27 protein-coding genes are annotated in these 25277 nt (G+C 41.9%); 21 read left to right on the top strand and 6 right to left on the bottom strand.

Annotation, left to right across the window (positions count from 1 at the left end; all coding sequences use genetic code 11):
* The first annotated feature begins 2 nt into the window (after nt 1-2).
* The 11 genes from ACQ76V_RS11065 (at nt 3) to pssA (ending at nt 9525) form a co-directional block, all read left to right on the top strand.
* Complete coding sequence (locus tag ACQ76V_RS11065; protein WP_441000563.1) at nt 3-578, top strand: 5-formyltetrahydrofolate cyclo-ligase; 576 nt, start codon at nt 3-5, stop codon at nt 576-578.
* Between the two features lie 82 nt (nt 579-660).
* Nucleotides 661-1368: a PspC domain-containing protein gene (locus ACQ76V_RS11060; RefSeq protein ID WP_441000562.1), complete on the top strand. Its 708-nt coding sequence runs from the start codon at nt 661-663 to the stop codon at nt 1366-1368.
* Nucleotides 1369-1445: 77 nt separating this feature from the next.
* Entirely contained in the window at nt 1446-2051 is a 606-nt protein-coding gene (tmk, locus tag ACQ76V_RS11055) for a dTMP kinase (RefSeq protein WP_441000561.1), read from the top strand.
* Nucleotides 2052-2347: 296 nt separating this feature from the next.
* Nucleotides 2348-2845, top strand: a complete 498-nt coding sequence (locus tag ACQ76V_RS11050; RefSeq protein WP_441000560.1) for an SRPBCC family protein — start codon at nt 2348-2350, stop codon at nt 2843-2845.
* A 70-nt stretch (nt 2846-2915) separates the two neighbouring features.
* Entirely contained in the window at nt 2916-3776 is an 861-nt protein-coding gene (aroE, locus tag ACQ76V_RS11045) for a shikimate dehydrogenase (protein ID WP_441000559.1), read from the top strand.
* Nucleotides 3757-4521 (top strand): peptidoglycan editing factor PgeF, encoded by a 765-nt coding sequence (pgeF, locus tag ACQ76V_RS11040; protein ID WP_441000558.1) that lies wholly within the window; start codon nt 3757-3759, stop codon nt 4519-4521. The genes aroE and pgeF overlap by 20 nt, the downstream gene beginning before the upstream one ends.
* 73 nt (nt 4522-4594) lie before the next feature.
* Complete coding sequence (locus ACQ76V_RS11035; protein ID WP_441000557.1) at nt 4595-5434, top strand: histone deacetylase family protein; 840 nt, start codon at nt 4595-4597, stop codon at nt 5432-5434.
* An 85-nt stretch (nt 5435-5519) separates the two neighbouring features.
* Entirely contained in the window at nt 5520-6665 is a 1146-nt protein-coding gene (locus tag ACQ76V_RS11030; protein WP_441000556.1) for a 1-deoxy-D-xylulose-5-phosphate reductoisomerase, read from the top strand.
* A gap of 15 nt (nt 6666-6680) precedes the next feature.
* Nucleotides 6681-8024, top strand: coding sequence for an RIP metalloprotease RseP (gene rseP, locus ACQ76V_RS11025; protein WP_441000555.1), 1344 nt, complete (start codon nt 6681-6683; stop codon nt 8022-8024).
* 15 nt (nt 8025-8039) lie between these two features.
* Nucleotides 8040-8693 (top strand): phosphatidylserine decarboxylase family protein, encoded by a 654-nt coding sequence (locus tag ACQ76V_RS11020; RefSeq protein WP_441000554.1) that lies wholly within the window; start codon nt 8040-8042, stop codon nt 8691-8693.
* Nucleotide 8694: 1 nt separating this feature from the next.
* Nucleotides 8695-9525, top strand: coding sequence for a CDP-diacylglycerol--serine O-phosphatidyltransferase (gene pssA, locus ACQ76V_RS11015; protein ID WP_441000553.1), 831 nt, complete (start codon nt 8695-8697; stop codon nt 9523-9525).
* Nucleotides 9526-9540: 15 nt separating this feature from the next.
* Here the strand turns inward: pssA and ACQ76V_RS11010 are convergent, their stop codons facing one another.
* Genes ACQ76V_RS11010 through ACQ76V_RS11000 form a run of 3 tightly spaced genes read right to left on the bottom strand, consistent with a single transcriptional unit; the run spans nt 9541 to nt 13023 of the window.
* Nucleotides 9541-10494, bottom strand: coding sequence for a PorV/PorQ family protein (locus ACQ76V_RS11010; RefSeq protein ID WP_441000552.1), 954 nt, complete (start codon nt 10492-10494; stop codon nt 9541-9543).
* Nucleotides 10491-11465 (bottom strand): OmpP1/FadL family transporter, encoded by a 975-nt coding sequence (locus tag ACQ76V_RS11005; RefSeq protein WP_441000551.1) that lies wholly within the window; start codon nt 11463-11465, stop codon nt 10491-10493. Before ACQ76V_RS11005 ends, ACQ76V_RS11010 begins: the two co-directional genes overlap by 4 nt.
* 4 nt (nt 11466-11469) lie before the next feature.
* Nucleotides 11470-13023 (bottom strand): FlgD immunoglobulin-like domain containing protein, encoded by a 1554-nt coding sequence (locus ACQ76V_RS11000; RefSeq protein WP_441000550.1) that lies wholly within the window; start codon nt 13021-13023, stop codon nt 11470-11472.
* Nucleotides 13024-13319: 296 nt separating this feature from the next.
* On the opposite strand from ACQ76V_RS11000, the gene trpE reads away from it, so the two are divergent.
* From trpE to ACQ76V_RS10950, 10 genes are all read left to right on the top strand, one after another.
* A complete protein-coding gene (trpE, locus tag ACQ76V_RS10995; protein ID WP_441000549.1) occupies nt 13320-14789 on the top strand; it encodes an anthranilate synthase component I in 1470 nt (489 codons plus the stop codon).
* A gap of 99 nt (nt 14790-14888) precedes the next feature.
* A complete protein-coding gene (gene trpS / locus ACQ76V_RS10990) occupies nt 14889-15878 on the top strand; it encodes a tryptophan--tRNA ligase (RefSeq protein ID WP_441000548.1) in 990 nt (329 codons plus the stop codon).
* Nucleotides 15879-15956: 78 nt separating this feature from the next.
* The gene (locus ACQ76V_RS10985; protein ID WP_441000547.1) at nt 15957-16541 is read left to right on the top strand and encodes an anthranilate synthase component II; all 585 of its coding nucleotides are present in this window, start codon (nt 15957-15959) and stop codon (nt 16539-16541) included.
* Between the two features lie 37 nt (nt 16542-16578).
* Nucleotides 16579-17622, top strand: a complete 1044-nt coding sequence (trpD, locus tag ACQ76V_RS10980) for an anthranilate phosphoribosyltransferase (protein WP_441000546.1) — start codon at nt 16579-16581, stop codon at nt 17620-17622.
* Between the two features lie 5 nt (nt 17623-17627).
* Complete coding sequence (gene trpC / locus ACQ76V_RS10975) at nt 17628-18443, top strand: indole-3-glycerol phosphate synthase TrpC (RefSeq protein WP_441000545.1); 816 nt, start codon at nt 17628-17630, stop codon at nt 18441-18443.
* Entirely contained in the window at nt 18444-19118 is a 675-nt protein-coding gene (locus tag ACQ76V_RS10970; protein ID WP_441000544.1) for a phosphoribosylanthranilate isomerase, read from the top strand.
* A gap of 93 nt (nt 19119-19211) precedes the next feature.
* Nucleotides 19212-20399 (top strand): tryptophan synthase subunit beta, encoded by a 1188-nt coding sequence (gene trpB, locus ACQ76V_RS10965; protein WP_441000543.1) that lies wholly within the window; start codon nt 19212-19214, stop codon nt 20397-20399.
* A 104-nt stretch (nt 20400-20503) separates the two neighbouring features.
* Nucleotides 20504-21316 carry a tryptophan synthase subunit alpha gene (gene trpA / locus ACQ76V_RS10960; protein ID WP_441000542.1) on the top strand — a complete coding sequence of 271 codons (813 nt, stop codon included), beginning with the start codon at nt 20504-20506 and terminating at the stop codon, nt 21314-21316.
* A 24-nt stretch (nt 21317-21340) separates the two neighbouring features.
* Nucleotides 21341-22456 carry a DUF4837 family protein gene (locus ACQ76V_RS10955; RefSeq protein WP_441000541.1) on the top strand — a complete coding sequence of 372 codons (1116 nt, stop codon included), beginning with the start codon at nt 21341-21343 and terminating at the stop codon, nt 22454-22456.
* 24 nt (nt 22457-22480) lie between these two features.
* Nucleotides 22481-23296, top strand: a complete 816-nt coding sequence (locus ACQ76V_RS10950) for a methyltransferase domain-containing protein (RefSeq protein WP_441000540.1) — start codon at nt 22481-22483, stop codon at nt 23294-23296.
* Between the two features lie 4 nt (nt 23297-23300).
* On the opposite strand, the gene galE is transcribed toward ACQ76V_RS10950, so the two are convergent.
* The 3 genes from galE to ACQ76V_RS10935 form a co-directional block, all read right to left on the bottom strand.
* Entirely contained in the window at nt 23301-24308 is a 1008-nt protein-coding gene (gene galE, locus ACQ76V_RS10945) for a UDP-glucose 4-epimerase GalE (RefSeq protein ID WP_441000539.1), read from the bottom strand.
* Between the two features lie 68 nt (nt 24309-24376).
* The gene (locus ACQ76V_RS10940; RefSeq protein WP_441000538.1) at nt 24377-24730 is read right to left on the bottom strand and encodes a taurine dioxygenase; all 354 of its coding nucleotides are present in this window, start codon (nt 24728-24730) and stop codon (nt 24377-24379) included.
* Nucleotides 24731-24874: 144 nt separating this feature from the next.
* On the bottom strand, nt 24875-25243 hold the full coding sequence (locus ACQ76V_RS10935; RefSeq protein WP_441000537.1) for an acyl-CoA thioesterase: 369 nt from the start codon (nt 25241-25243) through the stop codon (nt 24875-24877).
* Nucleotides 25244-25277 lie beyond the last annotated feature (34 nt).

The raw sequence follows: 25277 nt of genomic DNA, 5'->3' as shown, positions 1-25277 counted from the left end.
TTTTGGATAAGCATCAAAAAAAAGAGGAGTTACGACAACATTTATTAGAGCAACGAGAGGCCATTCCCGAACCTGAATTTTATGGAGCTTCGGCCGACATCATTGAGGAATTGAAGGAGCAGAGAGAGTATCAGAATGCAAAAACGGTTCATTGCTACGTTTCGATGAATATACGTCGTGAAGTTGCCACTCACGAACTTATACAAGAAATGATTGCAAGAGGCAGGGAGGTTGTCGTTCCGGTAACAAATTTTGAAAATGGAACGCTAACCCATATTCGATTGACATCATTTTCAGATCTTGAAAAAAATAAATGGGACGTGATGGAACCCACCACAAGAACAGAAGTTTCGCCGTCAACTTTTGACCTGGTGATTGTGCCCATGGTAGGAGGGGACCAGCATTGCAATCGTATTGGTTACGGAAAAGGGTTTTATGATCGCTTTTTGCAAAATGTTGAGTGTCCTACGGTAGGGCTTATATTTGATGTTAATATCATAGAGCAGGTCCCAACCGAAAATTTTGATGTGCCATTGGATAAAATCATTACAGAAAAACGTATATTAAGAAGAAGTTAATTTGTGTATTTACGATGTAACACAAATTCCTTTTATACGTACTGGTGATTGTTAACATTATATAAATAGGGGCATTTAACTTATGGCAGATCAAATAAATCATCGGACTCAGCAACAACATTCTGAATCCTTACTTGATTTCGAAGCTCACGAACTACAGGCAACAATGCATGAGTTTCTCGAAGAAGAGAAAAAGTCGAATACAAATATCTGGAATTTTTCTACTATTGCTGGTATTGCCATGTTTTTTGTGGGGATGATATTTATCATTCAAACCATTGGCTTATCCATAGGTCCTGATGTTTCCGGTCTTATTGAGATTTTACCGCTTATTGGCGGAATTTTCGTTACGATGGTGGGATTCGGCTATTTTGTTGGAGAGAAAAAGAAGTCTAAAAATAAACAGAAATCTTCTCGGAGTTTTGATTTTGATTATGACTTTGAAAAGTCTCAGGATAAGGAAGAGGAAGACTATACCTTAAATAACGATTTGGGCACAAAAAGTAGGGGTAGGGGAAATAAGGAAAGTTCATCTTCAGGCCGAAAATCACAATTTGACAGCTATGCTTTTAAACAGAGCAAGAAGTTATACAAATCTCGTACGGACAAAAAGATAGCGGGTGTTTGTGGCGGATTAGGTAAATATTTTGGAATTAGTGCCGGTGTTATTCGAGCTTTATTTATCATTACTTTGTTTGCAGGTGGGGGGACATCGCTTCTGATTTATTTAGCGCTTGCTATTGTCTTGGATAAAGAGCCGCCCGAAATGATGGATGATTTTGAGTTTTAATTTGTATACAAGTTCGGTGAGACAGAGATGATTCTTATATTCAGAAAACAAATTTTTGAATATAAAATGTAAAAAACGTGTTTATAACCTTTGAAGGGATTGACGGAAGCGGCAAATCTACTCAGATAGAAAAATTAAAGGAGACGCTCGAAAAAAATGGTGCGGTCGTGGATGTTTACAGAGACCCCGGCGGACCGGTCGTTTCAGAGCAGATCAGAGAAATATTACTCAATGCTGATTTCGAAATTAATCCTGTAACAGAGTTGCTGTTATTTTCTGCGTCTCGTTCTCAATTGATGGCAGAAAAGGTAATACCGGCCCTCAAAAAGGGGGAGGTGGTAATCTTAGATCGTTTTTTTGATTCAACAACGGCCTATCAAGGATATGGGAGAGCGTCAATCTCACTTCAGGAGATTCAAAAACTTAACGACATTGCCAGTCACAAGCGAAAGCCCGATATTACTATTTATATGAAACTGTCATTGGCTGATGCCAAGAAAAGAATGGCTAAGACAAAAGATAGAATGGAATTGGCCGGTGATGACTTTTTTGAAAAAGTCATCAAGGGATATAATAAACTCGCTGAACAGGAAGATAGGTTTTTTACCATTGATGCTACCCAACCTGTTTCTGTGGTACAAGATCAAATTTGGCAACACGTTGATAGTATTTATACATCTTAAGGAACAACAATTTTTAAAGATCTATATTAAAAGATCAGGGCATATTATTTTCTCTAAAGCCTATAATGAGAAAATATGCAATTGTTGAGCAATTTTTTTGGGGATACAGAGACTCTCAAAGCAGAAAATGGGATTTAAGTTTAAAATTCCGGTTAAAACCTAACTGTGAAAATTATTGCTGAAAACAGTTAAAATGCTTATCTTTGTTGCATTGTGGATAAACCTTACTGCAAAATTGAAAATCTCCTTAGAAATCTTTCAATTTATAATTTTTAACCAACCCTGAAGTATAAATTATGGCGCACGAAAGAATTGAAGTTGACCTGCCTCTAGCCAAAGTCTATGAATACTTAAGTGACCCAACTTACTTTCCTCACTTCTTCGAACGAATTGAAAAAGTCAACAAAATAAATTCTCAGACATTCGAATTTTCTACAACACTTGGGGGTGAAAATTTTGAATGGACTACCAATATCATTGATGATTTGCGAAATACTCGTTTTGCCTGGATTACGATCAATGGTAATTTGAATCAAACCGGAACAATTCGTTTTACGCCACTCGATAACGGAGAACGTACACGTGTTGATTTTAGCCTTGATTACCGAACGTTTTATGGCGAACCGGATGAGGAGTTAGCTAAATTTATTAAGGGGCTTCCTGCTCAGATGAAAAAAGATCTCCAGCGATTTAAGGAAGAGGCTGAAGATGGAACTTTTAAGCAAAAAGCTGATGATACTCTGGCACAAATTGAAAAAGAGGAAGCTGAGGCTGAAGAAGAAGCGGCAGCATAACAAAGTTCATATTTAATAACTTTTTAAATGCGCACTAAACAGTGCGCATTTTTTTTGTATATGAAAATTTATGACCCTTTCCCAATTTATACAGAGTTCCAAAAGCGATCGACCCCATTACTTACTCTTTGGTCATCCTGTTGATCATAGCTGGTCACCATTGATGCATAAAATTGCTTTAAAGCACTACGACATTAATGCAACTTATCACGCCATAAATTTGCAAGGTAACGAACTTACTGATTTAGCTTCGTTTTTAAATAAGGAACTCTTTTTAGGAGCTAATGTTACCATTCCCTATAAACAGCAAATCGCAGATTATGTGGATGTTATTGATGCATCAGCACAAGAAATTGGTGCGATTAACACCATTGTTAAAAATGCATATAAGCTTGAGGGTTACAACACTGATTATGCGGGATTTATAGATCCTTTGCAGTCTTATGCGTTTGAGCTGGAGGGCGCTTCGGCTGTAGTTTTTGGAACTGGAGGAGCCGCCCGGGCTATTGTCTACGGATTATCAGAAATGGGGGTGGAGGAATTGTTTTTGGTATCGCGATCACCTAATCGTATTACTTCATATCGTGATAATCAACGCGTGCAAATTGTGTCGTATCAAAACTGGACATCATTTGCCGAGGAGGCCGTGTTAATTGTAAATGCCACGCCCTTGGGTATGCATCCCAACGTTGATTCATCTCCGGTACGTGACCAGGAGAAACAATTTCTTGAATCAAAAATATGTTACGATATTGTTTATAATCCTGTTAAAACAAAATTCTTAACTCAGGCTTCCGAAATCGGGGCCCAAACGATTGACGGATTGGAGATGTTAATTCAGCAGGGTAGCAAATCCTTTAAACGATGGACAGGCTATCCATTTCCGGTTAAAATTGTGCGAGAAAAACTCTATGGAAAAATTACAAAATGACTTTTCTGTTATTACCCCTCATCTACTGAAAGGAGACAAGGGGATTCGTGCTTGGTTTACGCTTAAAAACCAAGAATATCAGCGACCGGGGCAATCTATTGCAGGATTAAATCTGGGATTCAATACCTCAGAAAAAAAAGAGCAGGTTGCCCAAAACAGATTGGCTCTGCTCAATAGTTTGAATGTTAATGTGGATTGGACTGCCTATGCTGATCAGGTGCATAGTAATCGAATACAATTCGTTACTGAAGGGGGAACCTATCCTTCAACGGATGGATTGGTTACAAGGGTGCCGGGCTTGACCCTTGCTATACAAGTAGCAGATTGTGCCGCGGTATTGCTCTGGGATTCTGAAAATATCGTAATTGCAGCGCTCCATGCCGGTTGGCGGGGTGCTGTTGGAAATATTGTTCCCGGTGGAATTAACAAAATGAAAGAATATGGTGCAGATCCATCAAAAATAAAAGCATTTGTCAGCCCATGTATTTCGATAAAGAACTTTGAGGTTGGGAGGGAAGTGGCCGAACAGTTTCCTGAGCATTTTGTAAATTATACCGATTTTGAAAAACCGCACGTCAATTTAAAAAACTTCATTAGTCATCAGCTTTTAAAAGAAGGTATTCCCGATAATCAGATAGAAATACGGGAAGAATGTACGATTGAGGAAAGCGAGAATTTCTATTCTTTCCGAAGAGAAGGTACAAGGAGTGGACGGATGTTAGCATTAATTCAAATTGCAGAGTAAGCAGCAGAATATTTTGAGGGTTTCTTACGCACCTGCATACTATGCACCTATTCCTGATGAGCATATATTCCCTATGAAAAAATTCAAGGGTTTGCATCGCTATCTGCTGGAAGAAAATATTATTGCTTCCTCCGATGTTGTTGCCCCGTCGATGGTGGATATGGCTAATTTACAGATGGTGCACACCCGGGATTATGCGAATGGAATTATGAATGGGGACCTCGGTAAAAAGAAATTGCGCCGATTGGGATTACCATGGTCAAAACGGTTAGCAATTCGATCACGATTAGCTGTACAGGGGACAATAAATACAGCAATTATGGCCTTACAGGATGGAATTGCCGGAAATCTGGCAGGAGGTACACACCATGCTATGCGGGGCTATGGAGAAGGTTTTTGTGTGTTTAATGACGTGGCTGTTGCCATCAAAGTGTTGCAACAGTCAATGTGGGCGAACAAGATTTTGGTTATTGATTGCGATGTGCATCAGGGCAACGGCACTGCAGAAATTTTTAAAGATAACGAACGAGTATATACTTTTTCTTTGCACGGAGAAAAGAACTACCCGTTCAAGAAGCCTCCCTCAACGCTTGATATTGGGTTACCCGATAACACCAAAGACGACCAATACCTAAAAACGTTGGGGGATGCTTTAGATACCATTTTTGACGATTTTAATCCCGATTTGGTATTTTATTTAGGTGGTATTGATCCGTTGGAAACCGATCACTTTGGGCGATTGTCGTTAACGAAGAAAGGACTTGAAGAACGTGACCAAATAGTGATTCAAAAAGTAGTGAATCACAATCTGCCACTTGTATTACTACTTTCGGGAGGATATGCACCTACCCTAAAGGAAACTGTTTTGGCTCATGCTTTGATGTATAAAACAGCAAAGAAAATAGCGTATTGAATGAATTGTTTTGCCGGATAAATCATTCTGAGTTGTATCGCATTTTATCTATCTTCAGAGCTATTTTTAACTTGAATTACTGCTTTTGAAACAGAAGAATATTGTCATATTGGGTTCCACCGGTTCCATCGGTGAACAGGCATTAGAAATTGTTCGGGAGCATCCCGATCGTTTTAACGTACTCGGAATTAGCTGTAATAACAGCTGGCAAAAGCTATTAGAGCAGATTCAAGAATTTTCTCCCCCTTATGCACTTATTGCCAATGAACAGTATGCCCAGAATCTTGACGGACAAGTACCAGAAGGGACTGAATTATTGGTGGGAGCCGACTATATGCCTAAACTTGCAGTGCTTGATGAAGCTGATGTGATTCTGAATAGCTTGGTGGGATATTCAGGTTTTGAGCCTACAATTGAAGCTTTAAAGGCAGGTAAAAAACTGGCGCTTGCTAATAAAGAGTCGCTTGTGGTCGGCGGTGAAATCATCAACGAGATTATAAAAGATGACAGGAGTCAGCTCATCCCGGTAGATTCAGAACACAGTGCGATGCTGCAATGCTTGGTGGGAGAACCCATTGATAAAATTGAAAAGCTGATTATTACGGCCAGTGGGGGACCCTTTCGAACGTGGTCAAAAAAACAGATGCAGGAGATTACGGTAGATGATGCGCTTGATCATCCTAACTGGTCGATGGGAGCTAAAATAACGATCGATTCAGCTACGATGATGAATAAAGGGCTCGAGATTATTGAGGCGCATTGGATGTTTGATATGCCGTTGGAAAAAATTGAAGCTGTTGTTCATCCACAAAGTGTAATTCACTCCGTAGTAACATTTACGGATGGATCAAGCAAGGCACAGCTTGGACCGCCTACTATGCAGGTTCCCATTTTGTATGCGCTTACCTATCCGGAGCGGATAACTCTTGATGCTCCTCGATTGGATTGGCAATCGGCTTTTGATTTAACATTTGAGCCGGTTGATTATGATCGGTTTCCTTGCTTACGTTTAGCCAATGAAGCTATTCAAGAGGGCGGATTGGCTCCGGCAATTTTGAATGCTGCCAATGAGGTCGCGGTAGAGCGCTTTCTAAACAAAGAAATTACGTATATTGATATTCCAAAGGTTATTGAATCGTGTTTAAATCAATTAAATAATTCGGGTTCTGTTACGTTAGACTCACTGAAAAATATAGATAAACAAGCCAGAAAACTGGCATTAACTATTTAAGTATTATTTTGTTTCATGGAATGGATTGTAAGTTTATTGTCAACGCTGGGAATTTTTGCCGCCGCTCTTTTGATTTTGGTGTTTTTTCATGAGTTGGGGCACTTTTTAGCGGCCAAATTATTTGGCATGAGAGTGGAGCGCTTTTCACTTGGGTTTCCACCTCGTATTTGGGGCTTCCAAAAAGGAGAAACCGATTATTGTATTGGGGCTACTCCGTTGGGAGGCTATGTGAAAATTTCGGGCATGATCGATGAAAGTATGGATGATGATTATCTTGATGAAGACCCCAAGCCTTGGGAGTACCGAAGTAAACCGGTATGGCAACGGATAATTGTGATTACGGCAGGAGTTATTTTCAATATGATTCTGGCCGTTGCTATTTATGCAGGATTAGCGTTTTCGAATGGAGAAACAAAGGTTAAGCTCGATAGCGTTGACAGTATTTACGTAGCGGAAAATTCCCTTGCGGAACAGGTTGGCTTTCAATCGGGTGATAAGTTGATAGGAGTGAATGGGGAGGAGGTTTTTTATTTTCAGGAGCTTTTTTCACCAAATAAAATGATGTCATCTTCTTTGAGTTATACCGTGATGAGAAATGGGCAACAAGTTACCATTCCTGTAGCAGATAGTCTGCTTGATGAGATTGGGCAACAGGGATTAGTTACCCTTAATAATGCAATGCCCAGCGTTCCGATATCTCAAGTGCAACCGGGGGAACCCGCAGATCGTGCTGGTATTCAACAGGGAGATATTATTACGGCAATCAATGGCGAGCAAGTAGCATATTTGCAGGAAGCCATCTCAAAAATAACCAATTCCACGGATAGTATAACAGTAGCTGTAAACCGTGATGGATCTGTGTTGCAATTTCATTTGATGCCAAATGAAAACAATAAGTTGGGGATTGGATTTACTCCCAATCCGGAGAATTACTTTGCCGTAGAGCGCTTTCAATACGGATTTTTTGAATCGATGGATTTTGGTCTACGTAGAACTGAAGAAACATTCACAGGTATTATTGGTGGTTTCTCGAAAATGTTTTCCGGAGATATTTCGGTACGGGATAATTTAGGCGGCCCGGTTGCCATTGCGAATGTAACAAAGCAGGCGACGGATGCCGGCGGATTTATCGGCTTTTGGAATATTACTGCATTTTTAAGCATAACACTGGCTATTATGAATATTTTGCCCATCCCTGTACTGGATGGCGGGCATTTAATGTTTTTAATCTATGAGGGAATTACCCGCCGAGAGCCATCACCCAAAGTACGAATGGCCCTTCAGCAGATTGGGTTTTTGTTGATCATAGCGCTCTTTATTTTTGTTACTTTCAACGATATTCTACGACAGTTCGGCTAACTTAATTATCTACATATGTTTGCACGCGACGGGTATACAACGATATTCGTAACTATTATTTTTGCACTTATTGTAAGCGGTATTGCTCGGTATATAGAACCGCATTGGACGGCTTACCTTCTGTACACGGCAATGGCTTTGTTAGTAGCTTTTATCCTGTATTTTTTCCGTGATCCTGATCGTGAGATCACCCAAGGAGAAAATATTGTGCTTTCGCCGGCTGATGGAAAAGTTGTGCAAATTAAGGAGGTTGATGAGGATCGATATATCCAAGGCCCGTCAACGCAGATAAGCATCTTTCTGTCTCCCCTGAATGTTCATGTTAACCGGATACCGGTAACCGGAACGCTTGAATATCTTGAATATGAACCGGGAATATTTCTTGCTGCGTATGATCATCGTGCATCGGAAATGAATGAACGAGCTGATTTTGGTGTAAAGCACCCTTCAGGCACAAAAATATTTTTTAGGCAAATAACCGGACTTCTTGCACGCAGGATTGTTTATCATATCGAAAAAGGGGATAAACTCGAGCTTGGAAAGCGATTTGGGATGATGAAGTTTGGCTCCAGAATGGATATACTTGTTCCGCCTTCGGTTGAGGTGAATGTATCAGAAGGAGAAAAGGCCGTCGCCGGAAAAACAATTTTAGCTACTATTAATACCTGAAATGAAATACCCCATCCAAAAGTGGAAGCGATTTCGTCGTCGCCGAAAGCGTAAGAAGAAAAAAAGTGGGCGTTCGAAGAAGCAGATTCCACGTACTGTTATCCCCAGTTTTTTTACGTTGATGAATCTCTTTTGTGGCTTTCTGGCTATTATCAGCATTGCGGAGGGTCGCCTTTTTTTTGGGGCATGGCTTATTGTTTTTGCGGGACTCTTTGATGCGCTTGACGGATTTATGGCACGTCTCTCCAATGCTACGAGTCAATTTGGTATCGAACTGGATTCTATTAGTGATGTAGTGTCCTTCGGAGTAGCACCGGGCTTTTTACTGTACTCTTTTGGATTGGCCAACCTTCCATTTGTGGGAATTATCCTTAGTGCCTTGCCTCCTCTTTGCGGGGCAGTACGTTTGGCCCGTTATAATGTGGATGTTCAGGAAAGTAGAGAAGACTTTTTTAAGGGACTGCCCATTCCGGGACAGGCCATCATGATTTCTGCTTTTTATCTTACCTTTTATAATCAGCTCGAACTTTTTGAAGGTTTTGAATACGGAATTAACGCCGTTTTAATTCCCCTGATTGTACTGCTTTCCTTTTTGATGGTTAGTACTATTCCTTTTGATAAAATGCCCAGCTTCGATAAAAAGTCAGTTAAAAAACACAAGGTTAAGCTCTCTCTATTTATTGTCTATGGCATTCTTATTTTATTCTTTCAAGAAGTGGGATTAATGATTGTTTTTTCAGTGTTCATTATAAAGGGGATTTTAGTAGGTGCCTACCTGTTTTGGAAGGAAGCTTTTGGCGATGACGAGTTTTTAGAGGAGGGAATTAATTAGATGTTGTTATTTCTGCTAAAACCGATAGCTAACTCCCAGCGAATGAACGGTTCCAAACCCTGTTTCGAAAGGAATAATTGCATAATTAGCTGAAATCGATTCCATATCCAATCCCAGTCCTGCACTCCATGGACGGACGGTATCTCCAGTCTTGTAGCCGGTGCGTAATCCTATAATTTCGGCTACCGATATCTCCACTGCTACGTTCGTATAGATTTCCCGAGCGTTGCTTTCCTGTGTGGTGCGGCGCGATTTCTTCAATGGAATTACTATATCATTTTTTATAGCTACTGAGATCGGTAAACTGTTATTTTGAGGAGGGGTAAAAGTAAATAGATTGGCGCTAAAACCAGCTTTAACGGTAGTAGGGAGTTCGGTTGCTTGGTTTCTGAGCTCATTCATTTTTCCAAAATTCAGTAAACTGGTACCAAACCGAATCCTATTTTTCCAGAATTGGGCGGCTGCTCCCAGATTAGCGGAATATCCTGAAGCATTATAGATGTAATATTCTTCTCGTAAATATTGTAATGTAGCTCCCAAGGCCACCCGGCCGATTTTATATGCATACGCCCCGCTCAATGCAATGGAGCTGATATTAAATGATCCATCAGGTGGTCCCGGCTGATTACCTCGCAATGGAATATTATCTGCTTGCGAGCTTAGAAATCCGAAGGCAAGTGCTCGATTTTCGTTTTGGAGATTAACACCCGCATGCGTAAGGGTGAGGTCGCCTATCCACAGGGTATAGTCGGCATTAAGGCTGGAACTATTCTCCAGTGCTAAATTTGCAGGGTTGGAATATAAGTTGGAAGCCCCAAGCAGTTCGGCGGTAACGGCCTCATTTAATCCCAATGCATGTGTTCCGGGCCCAATGGTTAAAATATCCAGACCAGAATCTTGTGCAGAGACTGACATCCCGCCCAAAAAGAGGGCAAAAAAACTTAAAATAACGGTACAATTTCGAATCATAGCTTTAACTGGATTCCAAAGGTGTGCATGTAGGAAATATTACTGGGTTCTTGCACAAAGGCATAATCGATAGAAGGGGAGAATAAATCAAAGGGGAGATGGACCGAAAATCCTGTACTAAAATGATCAGTTTGCTTTAGGGATGAAAGATCATCGATCTGCCAGCCCCCTCGCAGGGTAATGCGTTCGTGAAGCTGGTAAGTACTGCCGATTTTAAAATTAGTTTTAGATTGATGTTGATGTACTATTTTTCCGCCCTCAATGTTAATGGACAGAGTAGGAGTAAGTATATAAGATACTCCAAGCTGTATTTGAGTGGGAAAGTCATCGGCCCGAGATGAAGAATTATCTCCATATAGTGTGCCGGAACTCCAACGGTAGGATGCCAGTAAATCGCGGACAACAGCTCCGGCCTTAAATCGATCCGAAAACAGATACAGTATGCCAATATCTATACCGAGCGTTTTGGCATTAGATAGATCATTATGCAGGTCTGAAATATAATATTTTAGCCCAACACCAATGGAAAATCGATCTCCAATTTCCTGTCCCAACGCTGCCGCTATTTGATACTCTTGCGTAGAGAGCATCTCTGTATGGTATCCGCTGGATGACCGCCCGTCTATATCAGAGACATTGGCATTAATAATCGAGAGCGACACACCTGCGGTTGGAGGCAGTTGAAACGTGCCGCTTGCGGTATTGAGGCTTCGATCAAAACTCATGGCGGCTGTGCTTAAATCAATCTGCGTAAAAGAGCTTTGAGCGGCGAGAGCAGGATTATAATAACTGTATATTCCGTTCTCTGCATTCGCAACTAACGCATTGCCCATGGCCATGCCGCGCGGACCAAATCCCAACCGGCTGAATGACCCGGCTGATCCCCCGTTTTGTGCAAAAGCCGTCATCGATAATCCTGTCAGTAAAACAACGGATAATCCCAACTTGATATATGAATTTATCTTTGTCATATCGTTAATCAACGACTAATATTTTACCACGGATAGTGTTACCGGGCGTATCAATCTGATAGAATACAGCTCCGTTGGCTACCTGGTTCCCTTGCTGGTCACTGCCATCCCAAACAGCTTCGTAGGTCCCATCAGAAAAGTACCCAGAGTCGAGCTCCCGAATTAGGTTCATCCCAAAATCAAATAAACGAATTTGCACGTTTCCAGCTTTTGATACATTATATTTTATTCTAACAATATCATGCCGTCGGGGGGAAAAGGGGTTGGGATAAGCATAAGTATCCACTGACGGAGCTTTCTGCTGGTAGCGGTTTTGCCCGTCCAGTGGGAAATCTACACGTGTAATTTGCCAACTTTGTCCGCCATCAGTGGTTGAAGCCAATCCATCACTTGTACCAATCCACAACCGATTCTTAGTCGAAGCCAAACTATAATACTGTGCAGATTCTTTGATAAACGTATTGGTACTTTTTATTTGTGGAATTCGAGTCCAGCTGACTCCGTTGTCGATACTTTTAAAAAGCCCATCATCGCCGGCAGCATAAATATTTCCGTTCCTAAACCCAATATCATTGATACGTTCACCGGATAAATAGTGGTTAAAGCTCTGGCCACTGTTATTTGTCCGTGAAATACCGTATTGCTCGTTATCACTGAGGCCGCTTGTCCAGTTAGTCAACCAGATATCACCGGTTGAGGGCTGTTGTTTTATGGTGATAATCCAATTGCCGGGCAATCCATTTTCTGAATTATCAAATTGTATGTGCTTCCACTTGATGCTATCCGTGGGCGCGGTTAACGCATTATCAGAGATATTAAGTCCGCCTGCTGTACCTCCCCAAACACGGTCCTGATTATCGATAAAAACTGAAAACCCAAGCAGGTTTTGATCGTAGCGTGGATCGTAACGATTGCCTTCTTGACTGTTGAAATGATATTCTTGGTCGGGAGTTAAACTATCGGCTTGTTGTGGTGGAAGAATAATACGCTGCCAATTGCTGCCGAAATTTTTGCTGCGGGTTATACCCAGTGCCCAGTTGGCTGAGAAAACAGTGTTGCCTTGCTGTGTTATTTCAAAAGGAGGCGATTGTTCCCGGGCTGTTACCGGCAGCTTTTGATAAGTAGTTCCTCCATAGACAAAAGCGGTATCCTCTTCGCTTTCATTAGGATTATCAATAAAACTCCAGTTATCTCCGCCATCGGTACTGATATGATATCCCAATCCTGCTTGCACGCTGCCGTCGGGGCTATTAGCATTAAAACCTAATCCAGCAATGACGGTATCAGGTGCTAAAGCCAATGAAAAAACACGTCCATTCTCATTGATAATTTCAGATGCCCCTTCGGGATAAAACCAGTTGGGATTATTATCAATAGTTCTATTGAGGGCGGGACCAATCCACAGCGTATCACCCAGAGCAGCTATATTTGAAACCGAATTTTGAGCTATTGATTCAGTAGGAGATGGGACAGGACCGATTATTTGGCCATTACTATGAAAAGTCCATCCCCATAGCAAAAAAGATAAAATTGAAAAAAATTTGAGTGCCACTCTCATAAAATTGCATTTATTCAGAGTTCAAATATAGGTTTTATTATTCCCAAATAAACTTGTTGATTTTCGGTTTGCCGGATACTATCTTCAGGTCGTTATGAAAAAATATGCTCATAAAAATATCAGTTGGTGGTGGCCTGTGAAGAAACATATACAGGCAGTGGCATTTTTATGAGTTAGGTTGATGAAAAGAATTTTATAGAGCCCACTGCAGGAAACTGGAGTGGGCTTTTTTATTTATACAAATTAAAATCGTGTTACCCTGATCTGATTTCAGGATCTCTTTAGAAAAGAATTACATGCAATTACAAGAATTCAAGAAGTTAGCACAGAATTATACAGCGGTCCCGGTATATCGCCGACTAATGGCCGATGTTTTAACACCCGTTTCGTTGTTTTTATCTCTTCGAAAAGATGCCCGTTACCCTTTTTTGTTAGAATCAGTAGAGGGCGGCGAACAACTGGCCCGGTATTCCTTTTTGGGGTGCAATCCCTATCAAGTGCTGCAATACGACGGAGAGCAGGTAACCTTGCAACGCGATAGCAATACGAAAACGCTTGATCAATCGTATTTTGAAGCACTCAAAGATCTGACGACACAGCACAGCGAGCCCAAACTACCTGATCTCCCGCGCTTAACTGGTGGGGCCGTTGGATTTTCCTCTTATGATACAGTTCGAGAAGTAGAGCAATTGGGAAAAACCCCACCTGATGATCTTAATATCCCAGAGGCGCTTTGGGTTTTTTATGATGAAGTATACGCTTTTGATCACGTAAAGCAGCAGGTGATTATTATAAAAACAGTTTTTGTGGATGATGACATCGAAAAATCTGCGGAGACATTATTTGAGGAAGCGCAACAATCGCTCGAAAAGATGGAGGAGCTGGTTTACCAGCCCGAGCGTTCAACGGATTCGTTTACCATCAATCCGGATAACCTGTCCAGCAATATTGAAAAGCCTGACTTTAAGCGCATGGTCGAAAAGGCCAAGGAATATATTTACGAGGGGGATATTTTCCAGGTCGTACTTTCGCAACGATTTGAAACGGATTTCGGAGGAGATCGCTTTATGTTGTATCGTGCGCTGCGAATGGTTAATCCGTCGCCGTATTTGTTCTTTTTAGATTTTGATGATTTTGGATTGGTCGGTTCGTCGCCGGAGGTATTGGTTCGCGTACAAGATGATACCGCCCAGTTACTCCCCATTGCGGGGACCCGTCCTCGTGGCGAAACACCGGAAGAGGATCTGCAGCTCGAAGATGATCTAAAGAACGACCCTAAGGAAATCGCCGAACATGTGATGTTGGTGGATTTAGGACGCAATGATTTATCGCGCGTCTGTAAACCGGCTACGGTAAAGCCGGTACGAGAGCAGGTGATCGAGCGTTACTCACATGTGATGCATATTGTCTCGGATGTGAAAGGGGAATTAGATAAAGGTAAAACTGCAGTTGATGCTCTTAAGCATTGTTTCCCGGCGGGGACAGTCAGCGGAGCACCGAAAATTCGGGCAATGGAAATTATTGATGAACTGGAACCCACCAAGCGTGGTCCATATGCAGGGGCCGTTGGCTATTTCGATTTCTCCGGCAACATGGACACCTGTATCGTGATTCGCACGATGCTTGTTACTGCTTCAAAAGTGTATATTCAAGCCGGTGCCGGTATTGTAGCAGACAGCGACCCCGAAAAAGAATATGTGGAAACAAAAAATAAGGCCGGAGCGTTGGTAGAAGCTCTTAGTGTGGCCTTGTCGATAACAGATTAACTTTAATTTAACAACTACAGAGTATACCGAGGTCATTACAGGATAAATTGAAATCCTCAACGTAACTCTGCTGTTGAACAAAATATGATTTAAGGAACAATGAAAACCATTTTATCAGGCATACAGTCATCAGGAAAACTACATCTGGGCAACTATTTTGGAGCCTTGCGCCAGCATATTCAGATGCAGGAGGAGGGCGATGCTTTTTATTTTATCGCTAATTATCACTCCTTAACCTCTATTAATGACGGCGAAGAAATTTATCAGAATACTATAGACGTTGCGCTCGATTACCTGGCACTGGGATTAGATCCCAATAAAGCCACCTTTTTTGCCCAGAGTGATGTGCCCCAGCACGCCGAACTGGCTTGGATTTTGGGAACGTTTTGTCCCGTTAGCCTGATGGAGAAGGGCGTTGCATATAAAGATAAGGTGGCACAGGGACTGAAACCGAACATTGGTTTGTTTACCTATCCAATCCTGCAGGCGGCTGATATTTTGATGTATAATGCAGATTTGGTGCCCGTTGGACAGGATCAAAAACAGAATATTGAAATTTGTCGTGATTTGGCCGGAAAGTTTAATCACAATTATGGGGATGAATACCTGAAGCTTCCCGAGCCGCATATTTTGGAATCAGTGGCTGTTGTTCCCGGCATCGATGGACAAAAAATGAGTAAGTCCTACGGCAATACCATTGGCATTTTTGACGAAGGGAAGGAGCTTAAGAAAAAAGTGATGTCAATACAGACAGATTCTACTCCTCTGGATGAGCCGAAAGATCCTGATAGTTGTAATGTGTTTGCATTGATTAAGCTGTTTGCCGATGAAGAGAAACAGAATGAGATTGCTGAAAAGTATCGGGCCGGAGGATATGGTTACGGTCACGCTAAGAAAGAGCTGCTGGGTATGATTAAGGACTATTTTGCTGAAGCACGGGCACGTCGAAAAGAATTGTCTCAGGACTTGGATACCGTTCGTGATATCCTCAAAGAAGGTGGTAAGAAAGCCCGAGAACGCGCGGAAGAGGTTATGGGGCCTGTGCGTGAGGTAACGGGATTGTTTAAGACGTATGACTTTAAAACGTAAAGATATTTCTTAGAGAACGGATTAAAGGTATGATCCGTAATAAGTTTAGAATGACATGGAGTATTTAAAAACCACATTATGATTTTAATCATCGACAATTACGATTCCTTTACCTATAACCTTGTGCACATTGTTGCAGAGTACACGGATGACTACAAGGTGATCCGCAATGATGAACTTACCGTGGAGGAAGTAAAGGCGTTAGATCCTGACAGGATCCTCATTTCGCCCGGTCCCGGGCGTCCTGCAGATGCAGGCATTACCGAGCCGTTGATCGAAGCGTTAGGCCTGCAGACACCCATTTTAGGCGTGTGTCTGGGTCACCAAGCCATAGGAGAGGTCTTCGGTGGAAAGATAGTCCATGCTCCAAAATTGATGCATGGAAAGACGTCTACTATAAGCCATGATGGGAAATCGGTATTTCAGAATATTCCAGATGATTTTACTGCTACCCGTTACCACTCGCTGGTATTAGATCCTGATAGTATTCCGGATGTGCTGGAAGTATCAGCGTACAGCGATGATGATGTTGTCATGGGGTTGCGACATCGTGAATATCCTCTTGAAGGTATACAGTTTCATCCGGAAAGCATCCTTACGAAGGAAGGACCAAGTATCGTGAGAAACTGGTTGGATCTTGAATATGAGAAGGTAAAAAAGTAATAAGCAATCTATTAGGAAAAAGTATTAATTAACTGCAATGCATAAAGTTATAGATTTTAGTTCAATTTTAGAAAAGCTTGTTCGGTGTGAGGATCTCAATGGAAAGGAGGCGGAAAGTGCGCTCCATAGAATCATTAGTGGAGAAATTCCCGATGAACAGGTGGCTGCTTTTTTAACTGCTATGCGAACCAAAGGAGAAACAACGCAAGAACTTACAGCTTTTGTCCGTGTAATGCGGGAAGCCGCAGTAAAGCCAGAGGTGAATGTTGACGGAGCTGTTGATCTTTGTGGAACGGGAGGGGATAGTTCGGGGACGTTCAATATTTCAACGGCCTCCATGTTTGTTGTAGCAGGTGCGGGGGTACCTGTACTCAAACACGGTAATCGTAGTGTTTCCAGCAAGAGCGGAAGTGCCGATGTTCTTGAGGAACTGGGTGCTGTAATAGATTTAAAGAAGGCACAAATTGAACAAGTGTTTGAAGAAGCGGGTCTCGTGTTTATGTTTGCCCCTAATTTTCACCCGGCGATGAAGCACGTAATGTCGGCCCGAAGCACGATGGGGATTCGAACTTTTTTCAACATCTTGGGACCGCTTTTAAACCCTGCTGGAGTTAAGCGTCAGATGATTGGAGCGTACAGCAGGGAGGTAGCCCGTGAGATTGCCCATATTCTTGCTAATCTGGATACGGAGTTTGCTTATACGGTGAATGCCCATGATGGATTGGATGAAGTGAGTCTGTCTGCGCAGTCAGAAATTTACGAGCTCAATCATAATATGGTAAAGGAATCGACGACCTTTGATCCGCGTTCGCTGGATTTCGAATGGTCCGATCTGGGTGCACTGCAGGGGGGAGATGCTGAGTATAATGCGAATATCATACGTTCGATATTGGATAATAAAGCTACCGAGGCCCAACGTGATGTAATTCTGCTGAACGCAACCTTTGGAATTCACGCATCGGGTAAAGTTGATCATTTAACTGAAGCACGAACGCTGGCGCAGGAAAGTTTACAATCTGGCAAAGCAAAAAAAGCATTGGACAGCTATGTTGAAGCTTCGAACGATGTTGCTAATAAATAAATACCATGCCGAATATTTTAGAAGAAATTGTTGAACAAACGAAGACTGATCTAAAAAAGCGAAAGCGTAAAATTAGCTTTCGTGATTTGGGAGAATTGGAACTTTTTGAACAAGCACCGCGAAACTTCGGTGAAACATTAAGGGCTGATGAGGATGTGGCTATTATTGCTGAAATCAAAAAAGCTTCTCCCTCGAAAGGCCTTATTCGTCCTGACTTTGATCCTCAAAAAATAGCCGGGCAATACCAAAAAGGTGGCGCTTCTGCCATTTCTGTGTTGACGGATGAACCGGCATTTAAAGGAAGCCTTGATTATTTAGAAATAGCTTCGAGAGAAGTCTCTATTCCACTGCTGCGCAAAGATTTTATTGTTGACCCCTATCAGGTTAAGGAGGCTAAGGCGTATGGGGCAGATGCCGTTTTATTGATTGCTACAATTACTGAGGGCAATCAATTGAATGAGCTTTTGCATGCTACTGAAGAGTTTGGGTTGCAGGCGCTGGTGGAATGTTATTCCGAGGAGGATATCAAATATGTTACCTTTGACCACGTTGATATTTTAGGCGTGAATAATCGGGATTTGCGGTCCTTCGAAGTTGACCTGCATCACGGTATTGAGCTGCTGCATAAAGCACCGGACGATACGGTGTTGGTATCTGAAAGCGGGCTCGGAAAGCCGGAAGATTTGAAGCTCCTTTTCGATGAAGGAATCCATGCGGCACTAATTGGAGAGCATTTTATGCGTCAGCCTAATCCTGGCGAAGCGGTCAAGGGAATGAAATCAGAATTACAGAATTTAATTAATAAAGAAAAAGTCGATTAAATGTTTGCAGATCCGGAAGAACGAACCAAGGTTAAAATTTGTGGTATCACATCGCTGGAAGATGCTCGATTTGTATCCGGTGCATTGGCCCACTATATGGGTTTTGTGTTTTATGAGGATAGTCCCCGTCATGTTACACCGGCCAAAGCGGGTGCGATGATTAACTGGCTGCATGGACTTGATTGCGTGGGCGTTTTTGTGAATCAACCTTTGGATGATGTCAATATGATTGCACGTCAGACAGGTATTGATTTAGTGCAGTTGCACGGTAACGAAAATCCTAACTATTGTTCGCTGGTCGATAAGCCGATAATTAAAGCTATCCACGTTAAGGACGATGATACGACCTCAGATTTGAATGAGCGTATTAAACCTTTTTTGGATCATGTTGAATATCTGCTTTTTGATACGAAAGTAGATGATAAATGGGGTGGTACCGGGCAGGCTTTTGACTGGTCTATTTTGGACGAGGTTTCACAGGGCATGCCATACTTTCTGGCAGGTGGGTTAACCCCCCAAAATGTTCGAAAAGCTTGTAAACAAGTAAATCCCTTTGCAGTGGATGTGTCAAGTGGTTTGGAATCAAAGCCCGGCGCAAAGGACTTTGACAAGGTAGATATCTTTATGGAAGAGATGCGCGATATTTGGGAGAAACAGGAGGTTGGAGAACTATAGTATTTTGTAATAAGTATTGAATAAGAAATTCCACTTTTAACTGGCGTATGTGATCCTGAACTTTTTTCAGGATCCATAAAATAGAAGAAAACAATGAAATACGATTTACCGACGAAGGAAGGATATTACGGCGATTTTGGCGGCAAGTTTGTCCCGGAGATTCTTATTCCGGTTTTAGAGGAATTGGAAGCGGCTTATGATGAAGCATGGGCTGATGACAGTTTTCAGGAAGAGTATCGTCAATTATTGAATGAATATGTAGGTCGCCCTACTAAATTAACTTATGCCAATCGGCTAACTGATCATTATGGAAAGGCCAAAATTTACCTGAAGCGAGAGGATTTGTGTCACACGGGAGCGCATAAGATCAATAACGCGATCGGACAGATTTTACTGGCACAGCGCATGGGTAAAGATCGAATTATTGCAGAAACAGGTGCAGGTCAACATGGCGTGGCCACGGCAACAGCTTGTGCTAAATTCGGCATGGACTGCATCGTGTATATGGGGGCAGAAGATATGGAGCGCCAAAAGTTGAATGTGGAGCGGATGCGATTGCTGGGAACCGAAGTACGTCCCGTCACCAGCGGCTCTCAGACGCTAAAGGATGCCACCAATGAAGCTATTCGCGATTGGGTGACTAATGTTGAGGATACGTTTTATATTATCGGTTCGGTCGTAGGTCCGCATCCGTATCCCAAAATGGTACGTAATTTTCACCGTGTGATTGGGGATGAAACCCGAAGTCAGTTGGCAGAAGCCGAGGGACGAGAAGCACCCGATTATCTACTTGCTTGTGTGGGCGGCGGATCAAATGCAATTGGAATTTTCTATCCATTTATTGAAGATGAATCGGTGCAAATGTATGGTTTGGAAGCTGCCGGATTAGGTGCTAATACCGACCAAACTGCTGCAACACTTACGATAGGGCAACCCGGTGTATTACATGGGTCTATGAGCTATTTGCTACATAGCTCTGAGGGACAAATTCAATTAGCCCATTCCATTTCGGCCGGACTTGATTACCCGGGCATTGGCCCCGAACATTCGTATCTACATAAAACCAGGCGTGTAAAATATAAAGCGATTACCGACGATCAGGCGATGGAAGGGGTTAAACTTCTTTCCGAAACCGAAGGTATTATTCCTGCGTTGGAAACGGCACACGCAGTCGCGTATTTAGATGAGTTGATGCCTAAGACATCTAAAGATGAAATTGTGGTGCTGAATTGTTCCGGACGTGGGGACAAAGATATGACTACTATTTCTAATAATCTGTAGAACACCGACAATGCGGATACTACTATTTTTATACTGATGTAAATTTAAATCTTTATAAATTAGTCGAATTCGTGCAATTTGGATTTTTTTAAAATGAATATGCAATGATTCAAACTGAAAACAGAGTATCGCAACTTTTTGAACGTCACGATGGCTCAGAAAAGATTATGAGCCTATTTTTAACAGCCGGTTATCCTAATCCTAAAGCCACCGTAGAACTAATTTTGGGATTTGAGGATAATGGCGTGGATATGATTGAGTTGGGGATGCCGTTCAGCGATCCGCTGGCCGATGGTCCGACTATTCAATATTCAAGTAACGTTGCCATCCAGCAGGGGATCACGATGAAGAAAATTCTGCAAATGGTTGAGCAAGTCCGGGAGAAGTCTGACATCCCAATTATTTTGATGGGCTATATCAATCCGGTATTACGATATGGGGTAGAAGCATTTTGTGAAGATGCCGCCAAAGCCGGTGTAGATGGACTGATTATCCCTGATATACCCATTGAAGAGTCTGGAATTTTAAAAGATGAAGCAGAAAAGAATGGGTTGCCGATTATTTATTTGGTGGCTCCCAATACATCCAATGAACGCATGCGGAAGATTGATCAGCAGTCGCAAGGTTTTGTATACTGTGTGTCGGTTACTGGTGTTACAGGAGCCCGGGAGGGTGATGAAGTAGCTAACTCTGTTCAGCGTTTTATTGACCGAGTAAAACAGAATGTGACTCGAAATCCGAAAATGGTCGGTTTTGGTATAAAATCTCATGAAGACGCTCAGCGAATTGCGGCTGAAATGGATGGCTTTATTGTGGGTAGCGCACTGATTGATACCATCCGAGAGCATTATCCTGAAGAAGGATGGAAAGATGAGGTTTTTGCATTTGTTAGAAGGTTGAAGTATGGTAAGGAATAATATTATTAAATAAGCATTTAGGCTATGAAATCAGTATTAAAGATATCGGTATTTCTTCTGTTAATAGGCGTTTGGGTTGGCTGTGAGGGCGATTATCGTCAGAAAGCTCGTGGTAGCTTTGGAGAGGTTGTAGTCATTATGGATTCCACCCAGTTCGAAAGCGAGACGGCTGATGCTTTGCGAGAAACATTCGGAGGGTGGATTCAAACCATTCCGGGAAAACCGCCGCTTTTTGATCTCCGATTTCAGGATTTTAAGACCAATCAACAATTAGATCAGCTCAAGCGGTATCGAAATTTAATTGTTGCGGCTCCCATCACTGACAGCACTAATACCGCGGATTTGATCCGGGCGTTGTTAAGTGATGAAATTGAGCGTCAAGTTCGAGAAGGGGAATCATTTGCTTTTCCATTGAAAGATCACTGGTATCGCGACCAATGGCTTATGCTTTTATCGGGAGAATCTGATTCGGCCTTGGCCCGGCAAATTCGTAATTCAAAGAAAACGTTAACGGATAATTTGGTTGATAAGGAAATACAGCGCTACACTCAGGAAATTTATAATCGCGGAGAGCAGGTGGCTTTGGCTGATAGTATTTGGCAAACCGAAGGCTGGCGAATGCGTATTCAGCATGACTGGATTAAGAATATCGATACGACTTATTCGGCAAATGGACAGGAGCAACATTTTATGACAATGCGACGTCCACTCCCCGAAAATGACCGATGGTTTTGGTTGTGGTGGAAAGAGGTTGATAATGCCAATGATATCGATGAGGATTGGATCAATACCCAAAGAGATTCTCTCAATGAACAATGGATTCGGGGATCGCGCGAAGATTCTTATGTAACAACTGCCTATAAACGCCCTCATGAAACTGAGCAGTTTTCGTATAACGGTGATTTAGCGTTTGAAACGTTGGGAGTATGGACGATGACCAATGATGCCATGGCCGGCCCGTTTGTTAATTTAACAGTGTTTGATGAAGAGTCTCAGCGTCTGTTTATGTTGGAATTTGCTCAGTTTGCTCCTAAATACTCTAAACGCCGCTTTGTACGGCAGTTCCGAGCTATGATTCGCACTTTTAAAAGCGATTCCACGTGGCAGAAAGAGCAAGGAAATATGGCATCGCAGGAATAGAAGTTTGTAGGTTATATATCGGATATGGATGAACAATCAGTGATCATTGACAATGAGATCAAACAACAGATAGCCGATTCTTTTGGCGGTGTCGCATCATTTTATGATGAACATGCTGATTTGCAGAAAGAGGTAGCTCATCGTTTAATTGCTTCACTTCAGCCCTGGAGGGATATTCTTCCTTCGGGTCCAATTATTGAATTGGGTGCGGGAACAGGATTTGTCACAAAAGGACTGGCAGATTTATATCCGGGCAGAGAAATTGAGGTTACGGATCTGTCGAAAGATATGATCGCTTTCTGTGGCAATAAGTTAGTGGATCATGACAACCTGAATTTTAAAGTTCGGGATGCAGAACAAGTGCCCGATTATGAGGATCCGTATTATGCAATGACAGTAAGTGGATTTGCAGCCCATTGGTTTGATCACCCTGCTCAAACAATGGCAAAATGGTTAGAAATCACAAAACCGGGAGGATTATTATTGGCCTCTTTTCCCGGAAATGAAAGTTTCCCTACGTGGAGAAAATATTGCCGGGAGCTGGGTATACCTTTTACAGCCAACGAATTACCTGATGTGGAAGAAATGGTTATCAAGATGTCTGTTGGCCCGGCTCAGGTGGATTATTATGAGGATACTATCACCCGCGAATATGAAAGTGCTAAGCACTTTTTTGATGAACTTAAAAGCTTGGGTATGGACACGTTGAAAAAGGGTCGACAGCTGACATCAAAAGAAATGTCGATGCTTGTTGATCATTGGGATACCCAAGAGGACGGTTTGGTATCTGTGAATTACCACGTCGTTTTTCTGGCCGTAAAAAGGGATTTTGATTCGTAATCGCTTAATATCCATCGGGATTTTGTGATTGCCATCGCCATGAATCACGGCACATATCTACGAGATCGTATTCAGCTTTCCAGCCCAATTCTTCTTCCGCTTTAGATGGATCTGCAAAGTTGATGGCAATGTCTCCTGCCCGACGATCAGTAATTTTGTAGGGAATCTCTTTGCCGGAGGCTTTTTCAAACGCTTTTACTACATCTAAAACGCTGTAACCGGTTCCGGTGCCCAGATTATAAGTAACTACACCCGGATTTTCCTTTAGTTTTTCAAGTGCGCTCAAGTGACCTTTTGCTAAGTCTACAACGTGGATGTAATCACGAACGCCGGTTCCGTCGGGTGTGGGATAATCATCTCCAAACACAGAAAGTTTTTCAAGCTTACCAACGGCTACTTGAGTAATGTAGGGCATTAAGTTATTGGGAATATCATTAGGATCTTCACCGATTCTTCCGCTTGGATGTGCTCCCACGGGATTAAAGTATCGCAAGAGTGCTACATTCCAGCTTTCATTGGCCGTATATAAATCTCGCAGAATTTCTTCGATAAAAAGCTTCGTACGTCCGTATGGATTCGTTGCCGAAACGGGGAAATGCTCTTGAACAGGCACTTCTTCGGGATCACCGTAGACGGTAGAAGAGGAGCTAAAAACAATATTGTTGACGCCGTGTTCCTTCATTACCTCACATAAATATATCGTGCCGGTAATATTGTTGTGATAATACATTAACGGCTTTTCTACTGATTCGCCTACGGCTTTATATCCGGCGAAGTGAATTACCGAATCAATCTTATGATTGCTGAATATCTTATCCAGACCCTTTTTGTTGAGAAGATCCGTTTTATAAAAAGTGAGTGATTTTCCTGTGATTTCCTCAACGCGATTAAGGGCTTCTTTTTTACTGTTGCTTAGATTATCAACAACGATGACGTCTTCGTTATTTTCCAACAATTCAACAACGGTATGACTACCAATAAATCCGGCACCGCCGGTAACTAAAATACTCACTATAATGTATGATTGAGTGTAAAATTTCTAATGCTCTTGCTTGAAATAAGGATATGAAGATAAGAATATTAAACCTGTGTATCAGCAAGGTGGTTTAGTTCCTTTTGTATAGTAGTGCAGATATTGCTCATTTTATCAACCGATTTTTCCAATTCATCCTCTTCGGCATTATCGTTGAGCAGACTTTTGGCATATTCATATTCATCAACAACCTCATCAGCCCCCATCATTTGGGCCCCGGGTTTAATCTTATGACCAGCTTTACGGAGATCGGTCATATTTCTATCTAATAGATGATTGCGATAGTTCTCAATAAATTCATCAAATGATGTGACTCCAGCTTCACAAAATTCGATTACGTATTCCGGGTCTTTAAAAAGCATATCGATGATTTTATCGGGATCGATAAACTGATAATCCATGAACAATCTCCGTACTTAGATGATATAATATTTTTTGGGTAACGTGTTTATCACTGTTTTTGTGATAAGATTCCTCAAAATTAATAAAATGAAATGAATAAACTGAAATATTATTACATTCTCATGTTAGAGTATTTGAGCAAGCTATTCGTTTTGAGCTTCATTGATACCATGGGGGGCCGGTTTCCCATCAACCATGTGAACAAAAACAATTTTATCAATCTTAATAATCGTCTCTTTTGTAAATTTTTGGCGTACTTCGCAACGTACTGTTATCGAGGTAGTACCAAACTTAACTGTTTCCATCCCGATTTCGATGATATCACCAAGCCCTGCCGAGCTAACGAAGTCGATTTCTGACATGTATTTAGTCACAATATTGCCCTTATCGAGCTGACAAGTAACAAATATTGCAGATTCCTCATCAACCCAACTCAATACTGACCCGCCGAATAGCGTTCCATGCGCATTTAAATCCTGGGGCTTTATAAGTTTTCGACTAAAAAATTGCATAGTTAAATAATTGACTTCAAAATAATGAAGGGTA

The sequence above is a fragment of the Fodinibius sp. SL11 genome (assembly GCF_052060035.1).
Taxonomy (GTDB): Bacteria; Bacteroidota; Rhodothermia; order Balneolales; family Balneolaceae; genus Fodinibius.
The sequence above is the reverse complement of the archived record's forward strand: the minus strand, read 5'-3'. Positions and strand labels throughout refer to the sequence as shown.